The 18,071-nt window shown below is 68.6% G+C and carries 17 protein-coding genes; 7 read left to right on the top strand and 10 right to left on the bottom strand.

Annotated features, from left to right (window positions below):
* Nucleotides 1–61 precede the first annotated feature (61 nt).
* From ACFPJ4_RS01475 to ACFPJ4_RS01460, 4 genes are all read left to right on the top strand, one after another.
* On the top strand, nucleotides 62–226 hold the full coding sequence (locus ACFPJ4_RS01475; RefSeq protein WP_386738513.1) for a hypothetical protein: 165 nt from the start codon (nucleotides 62–64) through the stop codon (nucleotides 224–226).
* Nucleotides 223–921, top strand: coding sequence for a cytochrome b N-terminal domain-containing protein (locus ACFPJ4_RS01470; RefSeq protein WP_386738512.1), 699 nt, complete (start codon nucleotides 223–225; stop codon nucleotides 919–921). Before ACFPJ4_RS01475 ends, ACFPJ4_RS01470 begins: the two co-directional genes overlap by 4 nt.
* On the top strand, nucleotides 918–1,889 hold the full coding sequence (locus ACFPJ4_RS01465) for a hypothetical protein (protein WP_386738511.1): 972 nt from the start codon (nucleotides 918–920) through the stop codon (nucleotides 1,887–1,889). The genes ACFPJ4_RS01470 and ACFPJ4_RS01465 overlap by 4 nt, the downstream gene beginning before the upstream one ends.
* 66 nt (nucleotides 1,890–1,955) lie before the next feature.
* Nucleotides 1,956–2,321: a hypothetical protein gene (locus tag ACFPJ4_RS01460; RefSeq protein WP_386738510.1), complete on the top strand. Its 366-nt coding sequence runs from the start codon at nucleotides 1,956–1,958 to the stop codon at nucleotides 2,319–2,321.
* Nucleotides 2,322–2,480: 159 nt separating this feature from the next.
* Here the strand turns inward: ACFPJ4_RS01460 and ACFPJ4_RS01455 are convergent, their stop codons facing one another.
* The 3 genes from ACFPJ4_RS01455 to ACFPJ4_RS01445 form a co-directional block, all read right to left on the bottom strand.
* Complete coding sequence (locus tag ACFPJ4_RS01455; protein WP_386738509.1) at nucleotides 2,481–3,458, bottom strand: ribose-phosphate diphosphokinase; 978 nt, start codon at nucleotides 3,456–3,458, stop codon at nucleotides 2,481–2,483.
* A gap of 71 nt (nucleotides 3,459–3,529) precedes the next feature.
* Nucleotides 3,530–4,966: a bifunctional UDP-N-acetylglucosamine diphosphorylase/glucosamine-1-phosphate N-acetyltransferase GlmU gene (gene glmU, locus ACFPJ4_RS01450; RefSeq protein ID WP_386738508.1), complete on the bottom strand. Its 1,437-nt coding sequence runs from the start codon at nucleotides 4,964–4,966 to the stop codon at nucleotides 3,530–3,532.
* A 48-nt stretch (nucleotides 4,967–5,014) separates the two neighbouring features.
* Nucleotides 5,015–5,593, bottom strand: coding sequence for a TetR/AcrR family transcriptional regulator (locus ACFPJ4_RS01445; protein WP_386738507.1), 579 nt, complete (start codon nucleotides 5,591–5,593; stop codon nucleotides 5,015–5,017).
* A 157-nt stretch (nucleotides 5,594–5,750) separates the two neighbouring features.
* On the opposite strand from ACFPJ4_RS01445, the gene ACFPJ4_RS01440 reads away from it, so the two are divergent.
* The 3 genes from ACFPJ4_RS01440 (at nucleotide 5,751) to ACFPJ4_RS01430 (ending at nucleotide 9,555) form a co-directional block, all read left to right on the top strand.
* A complete protein-coding gene (locus ACFPJ4_RS01440) occupies nucleotides 5,751–7,193 on the top strand; it encodes an MFS transporter (protein WP_386738506.1) in 1,443 nt (480 codons plus the stop codon).
* 369 nt (nucleotides 7,194–7,562) lie between these two features.
* Nucleotides 7,563–8,600, top strand: a complete 1,038-nt coding sequence (locus ACFPJ4_RS01435) for a D-2-hydroxyacid dehydrogenase (protein WP_386738505.1) — start codon at nucleotides 7,563–7,565, stop codon at nucleotides 8,598–8,600.
* 250 nt (nucleotides 8,601–8,850) lie between these two features.
* Entirely contained in the window at nucleotides 8,851–9,555 is a 705-nt protein-coding gene (locus tag ACFPJ4_RS01430; protein ID WP_386738504.1) for a FadR/GntR family transcriptional regulator, read from the top strand.
* Nucleotides 9,556–9,566: 11 nt separating this feature from the next.
* Here the strand turns inward: ACFPJ4_RS01430 and ACFPJ4_RS01425 are convergent, their stop codons facing one another.
* The 7 genes from ACFPJ4_RS01425 to ACFPJ4_RS01395 form a co-directional block, all read right to left on the bottom strand.
* Entirely contained in the window at nucleotides 9,567–11,351 is a 1,785-nt protein-coding gene (locus tag ACFPJ4_RS01425) for a flavin-containing monooxygenase (protein ID WP_386738503.1), read from the bottom strand.
* A gap of 90 nt (nucleotides 11,352–11,441) precedes the next feature.
* Entirely contained in the window at nucleotides 11,442–12,884 is a 1,443-nt protein-coding gene (locus ACFPJ4_RS01420) for an FAD-dependent oxidoreductase (RefSeq protein ID WP_386738502.1), read from the bottom strand.
* Nucleotides 12,865–13,971, bottom strand: coding sequence for an alpha-hydroxy-acid oxidizing protein (locus tag ACFPJ4_RS01415; protein ID WP_386738501.1), 1,107 nt, complete (start codon nucleotides 13,969–13,971; stop codon nucleotides 12,865–12,867). Before ACFPJ4_RS01415 ends, ACFPJ4_RS01420 begins: the two co-directional genes overlap by 20 nt.
* A complete protein-coding gene (locus ACFPJ4_RS01410) occupies nucleotides 13,968–15,608 on the bottom strand; it encodes a thiamine pyrophosphate-dependent enzyme (RefSeq protein ID WP_386738500.1) in 1,641 nt (546 codons plus the stop codon). The genes ACFPJ4_RS01415 and ACFPJ4_RS01410 overlap by 4 nt, the downstream gene beginning before the upstream one ends.
* Nucleotides 15,605–16,432 (bottom strand): ABC transporter ATP-binding protein, encoded by an 828-nt coding sequence (locus ACFPJ4_RS01405; protein ID WP_386738499.1) that lies wholly within the window; start codon nucleotides 16,430–16,432, stop codon nucleotides 15,605–15,607. Before ACFPJ4_RS01405 ends, ACFPJ4_RS01410 begins: the two co-directional genes overlap by 4 nt.
* Before the next feature lie 10 nt (nucleotides 16,433–16,442).
* On the bottom strand, nucleotides 16,443–17,246 hold the full coding sequence (locus ACFPJ4_RS01400) for an ABC transporter permease (protein WP_386738498.1): 804 nt from the start codon (nucleotides 17,244–17,246) through the stop codon (nucleotides 16,443–16,445).
* Nucleotides 17,225–18,061: an ABC transporter permease gene (locus ACFPJ4_RS01395; protein ID WP_386738497.1), complete on the bottom strand. Its 837-nt coding sequence runs from the start codon at nucleotides 18,059–18,061 to the stop codon at nucleotides 17,225–17,227. The genes ACFPJ4_RS01400 and ACFPJ4_RS01395 overlap by 22 nt, the downstream gene beginning before the upstream one ends.
* Nucleotides 18,062–18,071: the final 10 nt, after the last annotated feature.

Raw genomic sequence — 18,071 nt, 5'->3', positions numbered from 1 at the left:
GACCCGGCAGCTCCCGTCACCCTAGCGTTCCCCTTGAACCCGCCGACGGGGAGAGGACATCATGGAATCGCTTCTCGTGAGAGCCGCAGAGGGCGGGGGCACCATCTATCTGGGATGGGGCGCCTTCACCATTCAGCTCGGCAACTTCATCGTCATCTCGGCCATGATCGTGCTGTTCGTGCTCGCCCTCGTGCTGCCGTTCCCGAAGGGACGGAAGCGCTCATGACGACCACCGAGCCGCCGAAGGCGGGCGGGGCCTCCGAGGAGGAGGACTCCGAGCAGTTCACCACGTGGACCGGCAAGACCCGGCGTTGGGTGCTCAAGGTGCTCCCGCCCGAGAAGCTCCTGCCCGAGGACCAGCCGAGCTACGTGGCCTCGTGGATCTACGTGTTCGGCATGGGAACGCTCGCCTCGCTCGCCATCGTGATCATCTCGGGCCTCGTCCTGAGCCTGAACGGGCCGAGCTGGTGGCACCTCTCGGCACTCGGGCACTTCGTCAACAGCACCCACCTGTGGAGCGTCGAGTTCTTCTTCCTCTTCATGGTCGTGCATCTCTGGGGCAAGTACTGGATGGCGGCATGGCGAGGAGGACGCGTGCTCACCTGGATCACGGGCGTCGTCGCCTTCGCGATCTCGATCGCGGCGGCCTTCACCGGCTACCTGCTGCAGACCAACTTCGAATCGGAGTGGATCTCGTTCGAGGCGAAGGACGCCCTCAACGCGTCGGGGATCGGAGCCTGGTTCAACGTCGCGAACCTCGGTCAGATGTTCACCTGGCACATCATCCTGCTGCCCCTCGGCGTGGCCGCGATCGCGGCCTTCCACGTCATCCTGGTGCGCGTGCACGGCGTCGTATCGCCGATCGATGCGGCCGAGACGGATGCGCAGTTGCGGGATGCCAAGGGGGTCGCGTCGGAATGAGCACGGACAAGAGCACCAAGCGCGAACCCAGCCCGATGTCGTGGCGCCGCGGCTCGGGAATCGCCGGCCGCCCCTGGGCCGGAGCGAAGCGCGAGTACGACCTGTTCAAGGAGCTGACGGTCGGAGTGATCGCGGTGACCGTTCTGGTGCTCGCCGCCGCGGCCGCGTTCAGCTCGCCCGACGACGCCAGCGTCACCCTCAAGTCGTGGGCGAACGCCCAATCCGCCGACTTCGTCGCCACCGCGACCGCCGAGCTCGGAGGCACGAGCGACACGGCCGGCTACGGGCCCCCGTACAACTCCACGGCCGGCGCGACCCAGACCCTCGGCCCGATCGACCTGCAGAGCATGGCGGGTGTCGCGATCCCGATCGACACGGCGAAGGACTTCGTGATCGGCCCGCTCTCGACCCTGCCGCAGCCCCCGGCCGAGATCTCGACCTGGACCTCCGCCGGCGCCAAGCAACAGACGGCGTGGACCGACGCCTACAGCAAGGCGCTCGACAAGGCGAAGGACAACGATCCGGCCAACGTGGCCAAGGGCGACTACGGCCCCGTGCCCGCCCTGACCAACGATCTGCTGGTGATGGCGAAGCAGGGTTCGCTCGACAGCGTGCTGTCGTCGAAGGGCGACTTCTACAACCTCGACTACACCCGGGCGATCCTGTTCCTCGGCGACGGCGCCTACCTGAATGACCTCGCCACCGGGCTGCATCTGAGCGGCGATCAGTGGGGGATGATGAACGAGACCGGCAACTACCCCGGCCAGTCCTGGCTGTGGTTGTTCTCGTTCTTCTACCAGATCGAGCCGTTTAAGTCCGCGCCTAACGCCGACATCCTCGTCGTCGTGATGGTCGCGCTGCTGACCCTGCTGCTCGTGCTCGTCCCGTTCATCCCGGGGCTGCGCACCATCCCGAAGTGGATCCCGATCCACCGGCTGGTCTGGCGCGACTACTACCGGCGGCGCTGAGTCGCGAGCCCGGCGGGACCATCCGCCGGGCCGGCAGGCGCCCCACCGTGCGAGACTGGCGGAGCCATGTCCGACGAGGAGTACCACCCCGAGCTCGCGGAGTACGTGCCTGGCCGCGGGAGTTCGCTGCGGCATCCGGTCGCCAGGAGGGTCCTGCGGATCGTCATCGTGATCGGCATCGCCGGGCTGATCCTGCCGGGGGTGATCTCGACGATCGGCATGCAGGTCCAGACCGCGGACGCGGCGTGCCGCATCGTCGTCGCCGCGAGGGACCCGCAGGCGGTCGCCGCCGAGGTCCGGCTCGAGGCCTGGGGCAGCAATGGCCCGGGCTGGTACTGCTACGCCCGCGCCTTCGACGGAACCGAGATCATGCTGCGCCCGCTCGGGCTGATCCCGGGCCTGAGCTACCGTCCGTCGGGCACGCCGGCCTGAGCCGCCAGCCCCTGCACCCCTCCCCTACCCCTACCCCTACCCCACCGTCCGCGGATCAGGATGCGGCGCCCGCCGCCCCGGTCAGCCGACCTGATTCGCGGACAGCGACGGCGCGCCATCCTGATCCGCGGACGGAGGGATGGCCGCGCGGCGGTGACGTCAGGCGGCGCCGTCGAACATCGAGGTGACCGACCCGTCGTCGAAGACCTCGTGGATGGCGCGCGCGATGAGCGGCGCGATCGGGAGCACGGTCAGGCGGTCCCAGCGCTTCGACTCCGGCACCGGAAGGGTGTCGGTGACGACGACCGAGTCGATGAACTCGCTCTGCAACAGTTCGACGGCGGGGTCGGAGAACACGGCGTGCGTGGCCGCGACGACGACTCCGGTGGCTCCGTGCGCCTTGAGTGCCTCGGCCGCCTTGACGATCGTGCGCCCGGTGTCGATGAGGTCGTCGACGATCAGGCAGACCCGGCCCTCGACCTGGCCGACGATCTCGTGCACGCTTACCTGGTTGGGCACCTTCGGATCGCGACGCTTGTGGATGATCGCGAGCGGCGCTCCGAGCTTGTCGCTCCACACGTCGGCGACCTTGACCCGCCCCATGTCGGGACTGACCACGGTGAGGGTCGACGGGTCGAGCTGGGCCTGGAAGTGCTCCATCAGCACCGGCATCGCGAACAGCTGGTCGAAGGGGCCGTCGAAGAAGCCCATGATCTGCGCGGCGTGCAGGTCGACGCTGATGATGCGATCCGCCCCCGCCGCGGTGAACAGGTCGGCGATCAGGCGGGCACTGATCGGCTCACGGCCGCGGCCCTTCTTGTCCTGGCGGGCGTAGGGGTAGAAGGGCGCGACCACGGTGATGCGCTTGGCGCTGGCGCGCTTGGCGGCATCCACCATGATGAGCTGCTCCATGAGCCACTCGTTGAGGGGCGGGCAGTGCGACTGGATGACGAACACGTCACTGCCGCGGATGCTCTCGCTGTAGCGGGCGTAGATCTCGCCGTTCGCGAAGGTGCGGGCATCGGTGTGCACGAGCTCGGTCTCGAGTTCCCGCGCGATCGCCTCTGCGAGATCCATATGCGCCCGGCCGGAGACCAGGACGAGTCGTTTGCCACCGCTACTGGTGATCGCCGCCACGCTTCGCCCTCCGTCGTTGGAGGTCAAGTCTATCGACCGCGCCGGGGCTTCGAGTGCGGGCGCCGAAGCGCCTAGTCGGTCGCCTCGGACCCCGCCGCGTCGGCGGCCACGGCGGCCGCCGTGCCCGCCCGGTTCTGCGCCACCCAGCCGGGCATGTTGCGCTGCGGAGCGACGTTGATGGCGAGCGCCCCCGCCGGCACATCCTTGCGCACGACCGTCCCGGCTCCCGTGTAGGCGCCGTCGCCGATGCGCACCGGGGCCACGAACACGTTGTGCGATCCGGTGCGCACGTGCGAGCCGACGACGGTCGCGTGCTTGTTGACGCCGTCGTAGTTGGCCGTGATCGTCCCGGCGCCGATGTTCGAGCCCTCGCCGACCGTCGTGTCACCGACGTAGCTCAGGTGGGGCACCTTGCTGCCGGCGCCGATCTTGGCGTTCTTGGTCTCGACGAAGGTTCCGATCTTCCCCTTATCACCCAGCTCGGTGCCCGGTCGCAGGTAGGCGAACGGACCGACGGATGCCCCGGCCCCGATCACCGCGAGCGTCGCGTCGCTGCGGCTCACGGTCGCATCCTCCCCCACCTCGCAGTCGGTGAGCGTGGTCTGCGGTCCGATCCGCGCGCCGCGTGCGACGGTCGTCGCCCCCGCGATGTGGGTGCCGGGCAGCAGCTCCACGTCTTCGGCGAGGGTCGAGCGGATGTCGATCCAAGTCGTCGCGGGATCCTGCACCGTCACCCCGGCGAGCTGCCAGCCGCGCACGATCATCGCGTTGAGCCGGGCCGCAGTGCGCGCCAGCTGGACGCGATCGTTCACGCCCTCGACCATCCAGGAATCCGGAGCGGCGACCGCCTCGACGACCGAGCCGGCCGCGCGCAGCAGCTCGATCATGTCGGTGAGGTACTTCTCCCCCTGCGCGTTGGCCACGTCGATCCGGGGCAGTCCGGAGCGGAGGGCGCCCGCCGCGAAGACGTAGGTGCCGGAGTTGATCTCGAGGATCTCGCGCTCGTCGGCGCCCGCATCCTCCTGTTCCACGATGCGCAGCACCGACCCCGAGGCATCGCGCACGATCCGGCCGTACCCGGTGGCATCGTCGACCACGGCGCTCAGCACCGTGACCGCAGCGGATTCGGCACGGTGCGCCGCGATGAGGTCGCCGAGCGTGCCCGCGTCGAGCAGCGGCACGTCGCCGCTCACGACGACCACGTCGCCCTCGAAGTCGACGGGCAGCGCGGCGAGCCCGAGTTCGACGGCGCGGCCCGTGCCGGGCACCTCGTCCTGGTCGACGACGATCGCCTCGGGCAGGAGGTCGAGGATCGCGGTCGCGACCGCGTCGCGCTCGTGCCGCACCACGGTGACGATGTGCGCCGCCGACAGCTCACGGGCCGTGGCGAGCACGTGCCCGATCAGCGGAACACCGGCGAGCGGGTGCAGCACCTTCGCCCGGGACGACTTCATGCGGGTGCCCTGCCCGGCGGCGAGGACGATGACGGCGAGACGGGGGTCGGTCATGCCGCCATTCTCGCAGCCCGGCCGGTTCGCGAGCCGCGACGAATGCCGCTAGGCCCGAAGTCCGTCGATCGCCATGAGCAGCACGCGTTCGCGTTGGGCATCGTCCGCGTAGGTGACCCCGGCGATCCCCGACACCATGTGCACGACATCGGTGATGTCGGTGTCGGAGCGCGCCGCCCCTGCCGCCTGAGCGCGCCGAAGCACCGGCTCGCCGGCTCCGTACAGCACGACGCGGCACTGCTTGAGCACCTCGGACTCCTTGTTGAGCCCTTCTATGAGCGCCTTCTTGGTGTTGGCGTATTCGACGAAACGGCGTAACCAGGAGGTCAACGCCTGCCACGGCTCGAGCGTCGTCGACTCGGCGCCGACCCGCACGAGCGCGGCGATCTCGTCGAGGTAGAGCGTCTCGATGAGCGCATCGCGCGTCGGGAAGTTGCGATAGAGGGTGCCGATCCCGACGCCAGCGCGGCGCGCGATGTCTTCGAGCGAGGCCTCGGCCCCGTTCTCGGCGAAGGCGGCACGACCGGCGGTCAGAAGCGCGTCGAAGTTGCGCCGAGCATCCGCGCGATGCGGTCGCTGCACGGTACCGGTGGGCACCGTGATCTGCGGCGCGATCTCGACGGACATCGTCGGACCTTTCGGGGTGTGGGGACGAAACGGAACTCAACTTGCAACCGGAGGAACCCTCCGTTACCGTATCAGACGGAGGCTCCCTCCGAATGGAGCCAGCCTCCAGTATACCGGAGGCCACCTCCGAAATCCCTCCCCGATCGAACGGAATCCCGTGCTTCGTCGTTCTCCCTTCGTCATCTTCAGCGTGCTGGCCATCAGCCTCGTCTCACTCACCATGCTCCAGTCGCTGGTCGTGCCCGTCCTCCCCGAGCTCCAGGAGCAGTTCCACACCACCCCCAACGTCATCACCTGGGCGCTCACCGCCTGGCTGCTCTCGGCGGCTGTTGCGACGCCGATCCTCGGAAAGATCGGCGACATGTTCGGCAAGCGCCGCACTCTGCTGACCGTGCTCGCCGCCCTCGCCGCCGGCAGCCTTATCTCAGCAGTCGCCCCGACGATCGGCGTGCTGCTGGTGGGACGGGTGCTGCAGGGTTTCGGTGGCGCGATGTTCCCGCTCGCCTTCGGCATCATCCGAGACAACCTTCCGGCCGCGCGCGTACCCGGGGCGATCGGCGCCCTCTCGGCCGTCATCGCCATCGGCAGCGGGCTCGGCACCGTGCTGGCCGGCCCCATCGAGTCGGCCTTCGGATGGCAGTGGCTGTTCTGGATCCCGATGATCGCCACCCTGGTGGGCAGCGTCCTCGCCGCGATCGTCGTGCCCGAGTCAGTCTCGCGTGCCGGCGGACGGATCAACTGGGGCGCCGCGGCCCTACTCTCGGGTTGGCTGCTCGCCCTGCTGCTCCCCCTCAGCGAAGGCGCGACCTGGGGCTGGGGCTCGCTGCTCGTGGTCGGGCTGTTCGTCGCTGCCGGCGTTCTGCTCGCGGCCTGGATCGTCGTCGAGGTGCGATCGCAGAACCCGCTCATCGACATGCGCATCATGCGTCTTCCCGGAGTCTGGACTGTCAACCTCGCCGCCCTCTTCGTCGGCGCCGGTATGTTCGGCATCTTCGCCTTCTTCCCGCGCTTCGCCCAGACCCCGACCGCGGCGGGCTACGGCTTCGGCGCCACCATCGGCGAGTCCGGCCTGCTCATGGTGCCGATGCTCGTGACGATGGCCGTCGCCGGATTCATCAGCGGCCCGATCGCGCGACGGATCGGGTACACCGCTCAGCTCTCGGGAGGAGCTGCGCTCATCGCGCTGTCGGCTCTGGGCTTCGCCTTCCTGCACGACACCACATTCGAGATCTCGATCGCGGCCGGCGTCTCGGGCCTCGGCCTCGGCATCGCCTACGCCGCGATGACGAGCCTCATCGTGCAGGCGGTCCCCTCCTCACAGACCGGTGTCGCCAGCGGGATGAACGCGAACATCCGCACGATCGGCGGCGCCCTCGGCTCCACCGTGATGGCGGCGATTGTCACGAGTTCGCTCGAGCCGAGCGGCCTCCCGCAGGAGTCCGGCTACACCGATGGCTACCTGGTGCTCGCGATCATCGCACTCGGCGCGGTGCTGGCCGGTGCGATCCTGCCGCTGCTGCGCCGGATGCCGCCCGAGCCCGGCGCCGACGTCCCAACCGATGAGGTCATCGTCGAGTCGCCCCTGTTCGAGGCCGCGTAGCGACGCACCTCACTCCACGCGTGACGTCCACCGCACCGACGCGCGGAGCCGGCGATCGGCTGCGGCGACGCGAGAAGGTCACGTCCCTGGTCAATGAGTCGATAGCGGATGGACACGGCATCGTGGGCGTGATGAGGCGATTGATGAACCCGCCCGCGCGCGATGGCGAGCTGGATGAGACCCGACCGTCGCTTTCCGATGATCTCGAGCAACTGCGCCGCACGACGGCGTTCCTCGCCATCGTGCGGCGCGGTCGACTCGCCTCCGTGATCCGCGGCCGGGGAGTAGATCCTCGATCGCCGACGGGATGACTTACTGATCGTTCGTTCTGTAGGCTGGGGTCTCATCGAACTCAATCAGGGGAGCCCTATGCCTGATCGACTGCGCGTCGTCGTCGCCACTCCGCAAACGACCGAGAACGTCGAGCTCTTACGTGATCGCGAGCCACGACTCGACGTCGTGTACGAGCCAGGACTGCTCGGATCCCCCTCGGAAGACTGGACGGTCCGTCATCTGAGAACAAGGAACGAGCAGGCCCGTTTCGACGCAATCATCGACACCGCAGAGGCCCTTTTCGGTGTGCCCGACAACTCGGGGGAAAGCCTGGCTCGCACCGTGGCCGCGAATCCCGGCCTGCGCTGGGTGCACACCATTCCGGCCGGTGGCGGCCAGCAGGTCAAAGCCGCTCATTTGGATCAAGACTCCCTGACGCGCATCCTGTTCACCACCTCGGCAGGCGTCCATGCCGAGCCGCTCGCCGAGTTCGCCGTGTTCGGAGTGCTCGCCGGGGCGAAGTTGCTGCCCCGCCTGCATGCCGCGCAGATCCGGCACGAGTGGTTGCCGCGGGTGCCGTTCGGACTGGCCCTCGACATGACCGTCGCCGTGGTCGGGCTTGGTTCGATCGGGAGGCTCACGGCGTCCAAGCTGGCGGCGCTCGGCTACCACGTCGTCGGAGTGCATCGCCGAACGGTCGAGGCACCGGGGGTCGAGCGCGTGCATCCGGTCGAGAGACTCGCCGAGGTGGCCGCCACGGCGGATGCCGTCGTGCTGGCACTTCCCGGCACCGCCCAGACCGAGGGAATGCTCAGCCGCGAAGTCCTCGCTGCGATCAAACCCGGCGCCTCCATCGTCAACGTCGGACGCGGCAGCACTGTCGACGAACCCGCGCTCATCCAGGCCCTCTCGGACGGCCGCGTCGGCTTCGCCGCGCTCGACGTGACCGCGGTCGAGCCGCTGCCCGGCGACAGCCCGCTCTGGGACATGCCCAACGTGCTGATCAGCCCGCACACGGCGGCGACCAGTTTGCACGAGCCGCGCCTGATCACCGAGCTCTTCGCCCGGAACGCGACCGCCTTTCTCGACGGCCGCCCTCTGGAGAACATCGTCAACACCATCGAGTTCTATTGAGCCGCGTTTCGAAGTCGGACGACGTATGGGCCCTAGCCGCCCAGCCTTCTGGCATGGCGCGCCTCCAAGCCCCAGAGTCCGCGTCGTAGTACGGTCGCTGCAGTCCTAAATGCAAGATCGGGAGACTGCTCCACACCGGGCACCACCGCGGGAATGCCTTCCGCAGTGGGCGACAGTAGGAATCAAATGGGTAGGCGACGTGGCTAGCAGTGACGTCGAGCCAGGCTCCGATCATGTGACTCGAGCCAGGGTGGCAGACCAGATCATCCTCGCCCTGAAGCGACTGATCGCGGACGGGACGTTACCGCGGGGCGGCAGACTCCCGACCGAACGCGAACTCGCCGCGCAGTATGGAGTGAGCGCCCCGACCATCCGCGAGGCGATCCGCGCTCTCAGCTCGATGGGTCTGATCGAGGTCCGACACGGAAGCGGCGCTTATGTCGCTGAGAGCTCTCGGGGAATACTCGACAGTTCGTTTTCGGTGCTGGTCCAGTGGGAGCAGATCGGGGTGCACGACCTGATGGGCCTGCTTCGTGTGCTGCACCTGTACGTCGCCGACCTGGCGGTCAACGTCGCGACCGAGGACGAGGTCGACGCTCTCGTGATCCGCGGGGAGGAGACGCGGACCAGGATCGGGAACAGGGCACTGGCCACTTCGGCCTCCACGTTCCTGCAGGCGTACGTGCAATGCGCGCACCAGCCGCTGCTCGACGCGATGTGCGGGTTCCTCACGGGCGTTCTCATTGACCATGAGCTCAAGTACGAAGCCGAGGAAACGGAGGCCTACTGGCGGCAGTTCGCCCATGACACGGCCGAGCTGCGTCTTGCCGTCGCCTACGCGCTCAAAGCACGAGACCTCCCCCGGCTCCGCGCCGCGGTCGAGGCGTTCCACGATGGAATCAACGCTCGCCTGTCGAGCCTGCCGAGCATCCTCGACGCCCGGGAAGCGCGGTAGCCCGCCAGCGGCTACGTCTCGAGCGGTCGGATGCCGCGGATGCTGGCGTGCACTTGAAGCGCCAGATAGCGCGAGTAGGTCCTGGCGATGTACAACGGCCCTCCCATGAACCAGAATCCGGGATGACCGGTCGGCCGCCAGATCCCGCGGAGTTCGCCGCTCTCATCGAGTCCCCACACCGGACCGGTGCGATCGACCTCGCTGCCGAGGATCGCGCGTGCCGTCTCCCGGGGGGACGTATAGCCCGTCGCCATCACGATGATGTCGTACTCGGCCGAAGTCCCGTCGGCGAACTCGACCCCGCGCTCGGTGAGGCCCGTCACCTCGCTGTGCGTGATCGCGATCCGGCCCTCCGCGATCATCTGCGCGCAGCCCACGTCGATGTAGTAGCCCCCCGGACCGTAGAGGATCTTGGAGAGGCCTCCGCCGCCCGCGATGCCGGAGTCGGTGCGATATCCCGCCCGATCAAGGCCGTCGAGAAGGTCCCGGTCGAGTTCGGTCGCGACCTCCGTCTGCCCGACCGAGCGCTGGAGCGCGAGCAGGTACGGGAACGAGCTGCCGAGAAGGTCGGCGTCGTCGGTCGGCATCCCTCCTTCGCGATAGAGCTTGCCGATCATGAGCTCGAAGTTGTTCTTCTGGCTGATGACATAGGTGGACGAGCGCTGCACCATGGTGACGTCGAGACCGCGTCGGACGAGATCCTGCGCGACATCATGCGCGCTGTTGCCGGCGCCGATGACCAGGGCCCGAATGCCGTCGACCGCCTCCTCGCCCGTATAGGTGCTCGAGTGCACGATCGGGCCACGGAACGCGTCAAGTCCCGGGAGGTCCGGGATTCTGGGCGTGCCGTGGATCCCGGTGGCCATCACCACGTGTGCCGGAAAGACGGTGCGCGTGCTGCCGTCGGATCGCCGTACGACGATCGTCCAGCGTCCGGTCGCGTCGTCGTAGTCGGCCGATGCCACGACGGATCCTGTCCAGACATTGAGTTCGAGCGCGGAGGCGTAGAACTCGAGCCAGTCGCCGAGTTTGTCCTTGGGTGTGTAGACCGGCCAGGAGTCGGGGAAAGCCAGTCCCGGCAGGTGGTCGGCCCAGATGGCATCGTGCAGCACGAGCGAGCGATACCGGTTCCGCCAGTTGTCACCCACCCGGTTGTTCCGCTCGATGACCAGGGTGTCGACACCCCAGAATCCGAGGTGCGCCGCGGTCATCAGGCCACCGTGTCCGGAGCCAATGACGACCACCTCGGGAGAGCCGTCGAGGAACTCCTCCTTGCGCCGACGCGCATCGAGCCAGTTCACCCGGGCGTCCACGTCCGCGCCGCTGGGACGGAACGGCCGACGCGCCCCACGCGCCTGCTCGTGGCCGGTCAGGTCCTGGAGTGCCGTCATGATCACCCAGGCCCTCCAGCTGTCGCCGTCGGGCCGCAGCCGGAGGATTCCGCGTCCGACGCCCACCTCGGTGGTCACCCGGATGAACGCCACGATGCACTCGCCTTCGGGATCGAGTTGCTCGATCCGCGGGGCGATGTCGGGATCGAGATCGAGGGAGTGGTAACCGATCCGCTCGGATGACGCCACCAGCTTCGCGATCTCGGCGGCACCGTGGATGCTGCGGAAGTCCCATCCGGTCGTCAGCAGGTCGCGCCACCAGCCGTCGGGCAGCACCAGCTCGCCGATCTCCGCGGCGTTGCGGCCGGTCATGGCTCGCTCGAACCGCTCCAGCCAGGCGCCGGCGACCTCCCGAGCGTCCACGGACGTGGTGAGCGCGCCGATCGGCAAAGTTCCGCTTGACATCGGTTTCTCCTAGTGACTTGGTGTATTTAGCGTGATGGGTTTTTCGAAACGAGTCAACCCGGAGTCGGGAGCTCGACGAGCTGGAGGCGGTCAGACTCCGGTACTCAGGGCGGGCACCGGCACATTCCGGCCGGCGACCCGGCCCGAGTACAGACACGGGCCGAACATGGTGCCCTCGAGCCCGGCCGCTCCGTTGATCGAGCCACCCGCCATGCCCGCGACCTCCCCTGCCGCGTAGAGCCCGGGCACGATACCGCCGTCCGAGCGGAGCACCCGGCCGCTCAAGTCGGTGACCACGCCGCCGAAGTTCTTCTGCGCCATCGGGAACATTCGAACGGCCGCGAAGCCGCCCGGTCCGACCTCGGCGAGTCCTCGGAGCGAGCGGCCGGTGTCCGGGTCGGTCTCGAGGCCTCGACCCAGCGCGTCGTTGAAGCGAACGAGCGCGTCGGCGAGCGGCTGCTCCGGCAGCCCCGTCCGGTTCGCCAGCTCGCTCACCGTTTCGGCGCGCACGGCGAAGTCGGACTCGGTCCAGAAGCGGCGCATCCGGTCCGGAAGCGGTCCGGATGGCGATGCCCAGTACTCGTTGTCGATGAGCAGAACCGAGGCCGCCTCTGCACCGTCGAACACGGCCCAGATGCTCTGCCCGGGCTGCGCGAGGAGGGCATCGGTGCCCGACTTGCCGCCTCGAAGCGACTCGTCGTGGAACCGCTTGCCCTCGAGGTTGAACCACAACTCCGTCACCACGTTGCGCAGACCGACGCCGCGACGCCCCGTCGGGTCCTGGGGATCCGGAGTCCCCACCGGGTAGATCCAGACGTTCTCCAGGTGCGCGAACTGCGCTCCCACGTGCTCGAGCAGCTCGTGCCCCGTCCCCCGGGCCGTCGCCGATCCGCCCTGCAGCCAGCGCGGAACCGACCGCAGCCGTTCGCTCACCCGCTCGAGCCGCTCACGGTTGTTGACGAAGCCACCGGTCGCGACCACCGTCGCCGCGGCTCGCACTGTATCGACGCCCGCGAGCCCGTCGACCGTCACCCCGACGACCGCTCCGTTCACGGTGACCAAATCGGTGGCGCGGGCGCCGGTGACCACGGTCACGTCGTGACGGCGGGCCTGCTCGAGCAGCGCCCCGACGATCCCGACGCCGTACTGCTCCGGAAGGTGCCAGCGGGCGACGCTGTTACCCTCTTGCCGCTGCGGCGTCCCCCAGGTGATGCCGAGTTCCGCGCAGAAGTCGTGCACATCCACCAGACTGTGCTCGAGGTAATCCCTCGCCCACACCAGGTCAACGGTCTCCCCGCCGAACGAGACCCAGTCGCGCAGCGCGAGTTCCACGTTGTCCTCGACACCGGCGGCGCGCTGTTCGGGCGACCCGACGATGCAGCAGGCGGCGCCGCTCATCGCCGACGCGCCTCCGATGGTCGGCGCACTCTCGAGCACGATCACCTTCGCCCCGCGTGACCCGGCCTCGAGCGCGGCAGCGAGACCGGCGACTCCTGACCCGATGACGACGACATCACATTCCAGCTGAGTCATGACGGCTCCCATCTCCTGCTCCTGTTCGGCACACGCGCGCACGATCGATCTCTGCCACGGATGCCGCCCCCACCATTCCCATGACGCTCGTCAGCTGCCCACGCAGCAGCGACAGCAGTGCGACGAGACCGCCCTCTCCACCCGTGGCGAGCCCCCACAGCACCGGTCGCCCGATGAGCACCGCCCGCGCGCCGAGCGCAAGCGCGACGGCGATATCGGTGCCGGTGCGGAATCCCCCGTCCACGTACACCTCCGTCGAGGTGCCGGCGACCGCGTCGACCACCTCAGGAAGCGCGTCGATCGTGGCCCGTGGGGTGTCGAGCGCCCGTCCGCCGTGATTCGACACGACGAGCGCGTCGACGCCGTGCTCCGCCGCGAGCCGGGCATCCTCGGCGGTCATGATGCCTTTGAGCACGATCGGAAGCGTCGTGGTGGCCCGCATCCACTCGAGGTCACGCCACGTCAGCCGGGAGTCGTGATCCCATTCCCCGCTGTCCAGTTGGGTGTCCCGCGGAAGCACGTAGAGCGGCCGGGCATCGCCCAGTCCGCGGAGTGCCACCGCCATCCGGGAGCCGAGCACCCCCGGCACCGACATGTCGACCGTGACGCAGAGTGCGGTGCACCCGTGCTCCTCCGCCATCCTGATGAGTTGCGTCACCCGCTCTCGGTCGCGTCCCCAGTAGAGCTGGAACCACATCCGTGCGCCGGCCGCCGCCACGTCCTCGATGGACCGGCTGGTGCTCGCCGACAGCACCAGAACCGTGCCCGTCCGCGCCGCCGCCCGAGCCGTGGCGGCCTCCCCCTCCGCGGTGGACAGGACGTGCAACGCCGACGGCCCGAGGAGAACCGGCATCGCGAGCTGAGCGCCGAGCACATGAGTGGACGTGTCGATCGAGCTGACGTCACGGAGCACGCGGGTGCGCAGCGCCCAGCTTTGCAAAGCCGATTCGTTGGCCAGGATGCCGAGGCCGCGCCCCGCTCCGAGGCCGATGAAGTCGCGAGCCGCCGGAGTCCAGCGGGAGTCGGCTGCGGCCGCGAACTCGTCGAGCGCGTGGAAGTCCTGGTACTCGGCCAGCTGCTCTGTCATTCGAGCACCGCCTCCGCATCGGCGGCAACGTCCGCGATCAGCACCATCGGCTCCGTGCCCTCACGGAGTAGCGGCACGAGGACATCGAGAGCCTCGTCCAGCTCGTCGACCGTCGTCACGAGCTGAGACCGGCACCCGAACCCCGCGGCGAGCTGCTCGAATGACAGGTCCCCGAATCCGGGCCAGGGACGCATGCCGCCGGCAAGGCTCGCGAGGCGGTCCATGATGGCGTACCGCCCGTTGGCCAGGATCACAAAGAGGACTCCTGCCTCGTAGCGCTGGGCGCTCCACAACGCCTGGATGGAATAGATCGCCGAACCATCGCCGACGATCGCGACGACCTGACGTTTCGGCGACGCCATCCGCAGACCGACGGCCGTCGGCATCGCGAAGCCGAGCCCGCCCATCGCCGCGCTGATGTATCCGAGCGGACTGCGAGCAGGGCAGTAGCGGACGAGGTCGTCACGGCTCGACGGCGTCTCTTCGAACACCGCGGCATCTGCATCGAGCCGTCGGGCGAGCGCCCCGTACACCTGCGGCGGGGTCAACACGTCGCTCGCGGGGGGTGCCGGGAGCGGGGTGTCACCGACGCCGTCGGGACCTCCGGGCAGATGCCGGGCGAGCGCCTCGAGAGTGGAATCCACCGACGCCACGACTGCGAGGTCGGCGGTCGACACGACGGCCTTGCCGATCTCGTCCGAGAGCACGATCACGCGGGTGCCTTCGGCGAAGAGCGGCCCCGGCTCGTAGCCGTATTGGCGTAGCGATTGGGCGCCGACGACGAAGACGAGGTCATGGCCGGCAAGCTGATCCCGCACGCCGGCCCGGCCCGCCGAGAGCAGTCCGCGGAAGCTGGCGGCGTTCTGACGAAATCCCGGGCGCGCGCCGAACGGCTCCTGCCAGACCGGGGCACCGAGCTTGGCCGAGATCTGCTCAAGCGCTGCCCACGACCGCAACGTCGCTGCCCCGGAACCCGCGACGATCACCGGCCGAGCCGCCGAGCCCAACGCGGTCGCGAGCCGCGTGGCCGCGGTGCCGGGAAGCTCCACACCGGCCTCGATCTTGACCGGGCTCGCCGAACGGGTCGTCGGCGCGGACTCCAGCCAGTCGTCCATGGGGACGATCACGAGAGCCGGTCCACGGCGGAGTTCGGCCTCGTGATAGGCCCGCGTGATGATGTCAGGCAGGTCCTTCGCGCGCGGCGGGGTCCCGACCCACACCGGATAGTCCCCCGCGAGATCCTCGAGTCGACCGGTCAGGAACGGCTCCGAGACCAGGTGTCGGCGGTCCTGCTGCCCGACAAGCACGACGAGGGGAACCCGGTTCTCGCGAGCGGTCGCGAGAGCTCCGACGGCGTTGCCCAGCCCGGCCGTCGTGTGCAGGAGCACGAGCGCAGGCGCGGATCGGGCAAGCGCCCATCCGGTCGCCATGCCTACGACCGAGGTCTCGTGCAGGCCCAGGATGAAGTCGAAATCATCGGGGAAGCCGGCGAGGAGCGGAACCTCCGTCGAACCCGGATTGGCGAAGAACCGGGTCAATCCGAGCGTCCTGAACACCTCCCAGCACGCGTCGCGCACCGTGCGGACTAGAGAGGGGCTCTCTGCGACCGGAGTCGCCGCGTCGGTCACGGCAGTCATGCCTGCGGCTCCTTTCGTGCCTCCTGGATCAGCTGGAGCACTTCGGCGCGCAGTTTCGCGAATGCCGGCAACGACTTCGTCGTCAGGTGGCTGCGGTCCCGGCCGAGATCGACCCGGATGAGTTTGCGCACGCGCGTCGGCGCGCCCGAGAGCACCGCGACCTCGTCGCCGAGATAGACCGCCTCGTCGATGTCGTGGGTCACGAACAGCACGGTCATGTTGAACTCCTTGCGGACCTCGAGCATGAGGCTCTCGAGTTCCGCACGCGTCTGCGCGTCGACCGAGGCGAACGGCTCGTCCATGACGAGCGCATCGGGCTGGTAGGCGAGGGCACGGGCGATCGCGACGCGCTGCTGCATGCCGCCGGAGAGCTGCCAGGGGTAGCGGGATTCGTTACCGGCCAAGCCGACTGCTGCGAGCGCCGCGCGGGAGCGCTCGAGGCGCTCCGCTTTCGGCATTCCCTGCGAGCGCAGCGGCAGCGCCGTGTTCGAGATGACGGTCAGCCAAGGCATCAACGAGCGGCTGTAGTCCTGGAAGACGACGGCCAGCTTCGCCGGGGGGCGATCGACGAGCTCCCCTTCGAGGTACACCGCGCCCTCGGTCGGCTGCATCAACCCGGAGATGCAGCGCAGCAAGGTGGTCTTCCCCGCGCCCGAGGGGCCGACGATGCACACGAAGGAGCCGGGGGCGACGTCGAGGTCGATCCCCTCGAGCACCTGCTTGCGCCCGCTCGGGGTGTCGTAGCTCTTCGACAAGCCGCGGATCGAGATGGTCGGTTGCTCGGCGACAGCGCTCACGCCTGCCGGGGTTTCGGTAGCACTCACTCTTGGCTCCCTAACGGTTCACAGCACGCATGTTGCGGTGCCAGCGGAGGACGGATGATTCGAGAGCCCAGAACAGCAGATTCAGAACGAAGCCCAGGATGCCGAGGAACACGATTCCCGCCCACATTCGCGGCACCGCGAAGCTCCGCTGCGCCTGCAGGATCTGGAAGCCGATGCCGTTCGTCGAGCCGATCATCTCGGCGAACACGATGACGGTCACGCCGATCGCCAGCGCGGTCCGTAGTCCGGCCATGATCTGCGGACTTGCGGCGGGCAGGATGATCATGAACAGCCGTTCGCGGAATCGGATCCGGTAGCTCGCCGCGACATCCCGGACGCCGGGCTCGATGCCTCGCACTCCGTCGATCGTGTTCAACAGGATCGGCCACACGGTCCCGTAGGCGATCAGGGCGATCGGCATGCCGGGCCCGATCCCGAACAGCAGCAGGGCCGCGGGCAGCAGCGCGACGCCGGGGATCGCTCGGAAGAACTCGGTGACCGGTGCGACGATGTCGCTGAGCACGGGCAGCAGCCCGAGCACGACCCCGATCCCGATCCCGAGCACGGCCGAGATCAACAAGCCGATGAAGAGGCGGCCCAGGGTCGGGAGGACATCCGTGACGAAGGCGGCCGAGAACCAGTCCTGAACGAAGGAATCGAGGATCCGCGAGAGTGCCGGGAAGTACAGCGCTGTGCTGCCCGCGCTCGTGAACCACCAGGCCGCGATGAGTACCAACGGCACGATCGCTTCGAGCAGCGCACGCCGCCACGGGGCCGGATCGCTCTGGACGCTCAGCGGTAGGACGGATGCCATTTCAGCACCTTCCTCTCGAGGGCCTGCAGGCCGAGGTTGATCAGCATCCCGAGAGCGCCAGCCACGAGGATGTAGGCGTACACGGTCGCGATCTGGTTGCTCTCCTCGGCGACGTTGAGTTGAACGCCGATTCCGGGCGCTCCGCCGATCACCTGCGCGCCGATCCCAAGCAGCAGGCTGATCGTCGCGGAGATCCGGAACCCGGTCGCGATGAATGGCGCGGCGCTGGGCAGGATCAGCGAGAAGAAGGTAGACCGGGCGGTGAGGCGGTAGGAGCGCGCAACATCGCGCGCGACCGGATCGATCTGATGCACGCCGTACATTGTCTGCAGCAGCAGCGGCCAGACCGAGCCGAAGACGATCAGGGCCACGGCCATGTTGATGGTCGCGCCATAGAGCAGCAGTGCGAGCGGCACCAGCGCCACCGGCGGGATGGACCGGAGGAAGTCAATCGTGTTGCGGAACATGAGATACGCCGTGGTCCCGATGCCGAACACGATGCCGAGCGGCACGGCGACCGCCACCGAGATGCCGAGCCCAATCCCCCAGGTCAACAGGGTCAGGCCGATCGCCGTCCAGAATGCAGTGGTGGGCACGACCTCACCGAGAGCAAGGGCGATCTGCGAGGGGGCGGCAACCGCGGATCGCGGGATGATGCCCAGGTCGACCCCGAGCTCCCACAGCGCGAGCACCAGCACGATGAAGCCGAGGCGGAGAGCCAGCAGCACACCCCGGCTCGGACGCCAATGGCGCCGCCGCACACCACGGGCCGTGATGCGGGCTGCGGCCGGGAGGCCGGCGGCGGTCACGTCCATGACCATCGCC

Source organism: Lysinimonas soli (assembly GCF_042655435.1).
GTDB classification, from domain to species: domain Bacteria; phylum Actinomycetota; class Actinomycetes; order Actinomycetales; family Microbacteriaceae; genus Lysinimonas; species Lysinimonas soli.
The sequence above is the reverse complement of the archived record's forward strand: the minus strand, read 5'-3'. Positions and strand labels throughout refer to the sequence as shown.

Excerpts from the sequence above, each read along its gene's own strand:
- ACFPJ4_RS01445 (WP_386738507.1), bottom strand. The coding sequence starts at position 5,593 with ATGTCCGTCGAGATCGCGCCGCAGATCACGGTGCCCACCGGTACCGTG.
- ACFPJ4_RS01475 (WP_386738513.1), top strand. The coding sequence starts at position 62 with ATGGAATCGCTTCTCGTGAGAGCCGCAGAGGGCGGGGGCACCATCTAT.
- ACFPJ4_RS01435 (WP_386738505.1), top strand. The coding sequence starts at position 7,563 with ATGCCTGATCGACTGCGCGTCGTCGTCGCCACTCCGCAAACGACCGAG.
- ACFPJ4_RS01410 (WP_386738500.1), bottom strand. The coding sequence starts at position 15,608 with ATGACTGCCGTGACCGACGCGGCGACTCCGGTCGCAGAGAGCCCCTCT.
- ACFPJ4_RS01400 (WP_386738498.1), bottom strand. The coding sequence starts at position 17,246 with ATGGCATCCGTCCTACCGCTGAGCGTCCAGAGCGATCCGGCCCCGTGG.
- ACFPJ4_RS01395 (WP_386738497.1), bottom strand. The coding sequence starts at position 18,061 with ATGGACGTGACCGCCGCCGGCCTCCCGGCCGCAGCCCGCATCACGGCC.
- ACFPJ4_RS01415 (WP_386738501.1), bottom strand. The coding sequence starts at position 13,971 with ATGACAGAGCAGCTGGCCGAGTACCAGGACTTCCACGCGCTCGACGAG.
- ACFPJ4_RS01465 (WP_386738511.1), top strand. The coding sequence starts at position 918 with ATGAGCACGGACAAGAGCACCAAGCGCGAACCCAGCCCGATGTCGTGG.
- ACFPJ4_RS01470 (WP_386738512.1), top strand. The coding sequence starts at position 223 with ATGACGACCACCGAGCCGCCGAAGGCGGGCGGGGCCTCCGAGGAGGAG.
- ACFPJ4_RS01460 (WP_386738510.1), top strand. The coding sequence starts at position 1,956 with ATGTCCGACGAGGAGTACCACCCCGAGCTCGCGGAGTACGTGCCTGGC.
- ACFPJ4_RS01420 (WP_386738502.1), bottom strand. The coding sequence starts at position 12,884 with ATGACTCAGCTGGAATGTGATGTCGTCGTCATCGGGTCAGGAGTCGCC.
- glmU (WP_386738508.1), bottom strand. The coding sequence starts at position 4,966 with ATGACCGACCCCCGTCTCGCCGTCATCGTCCTCGCCGCCGGGCAGGGC.
- ACFPJ4_RS01425 (WP_386738503.1), bottom strand. The coding sequence starts at position 11,351 with ATGTCAAGCGGAACTTTGCCGATCGGCGCGCTCACCACGTCCGTGGAC.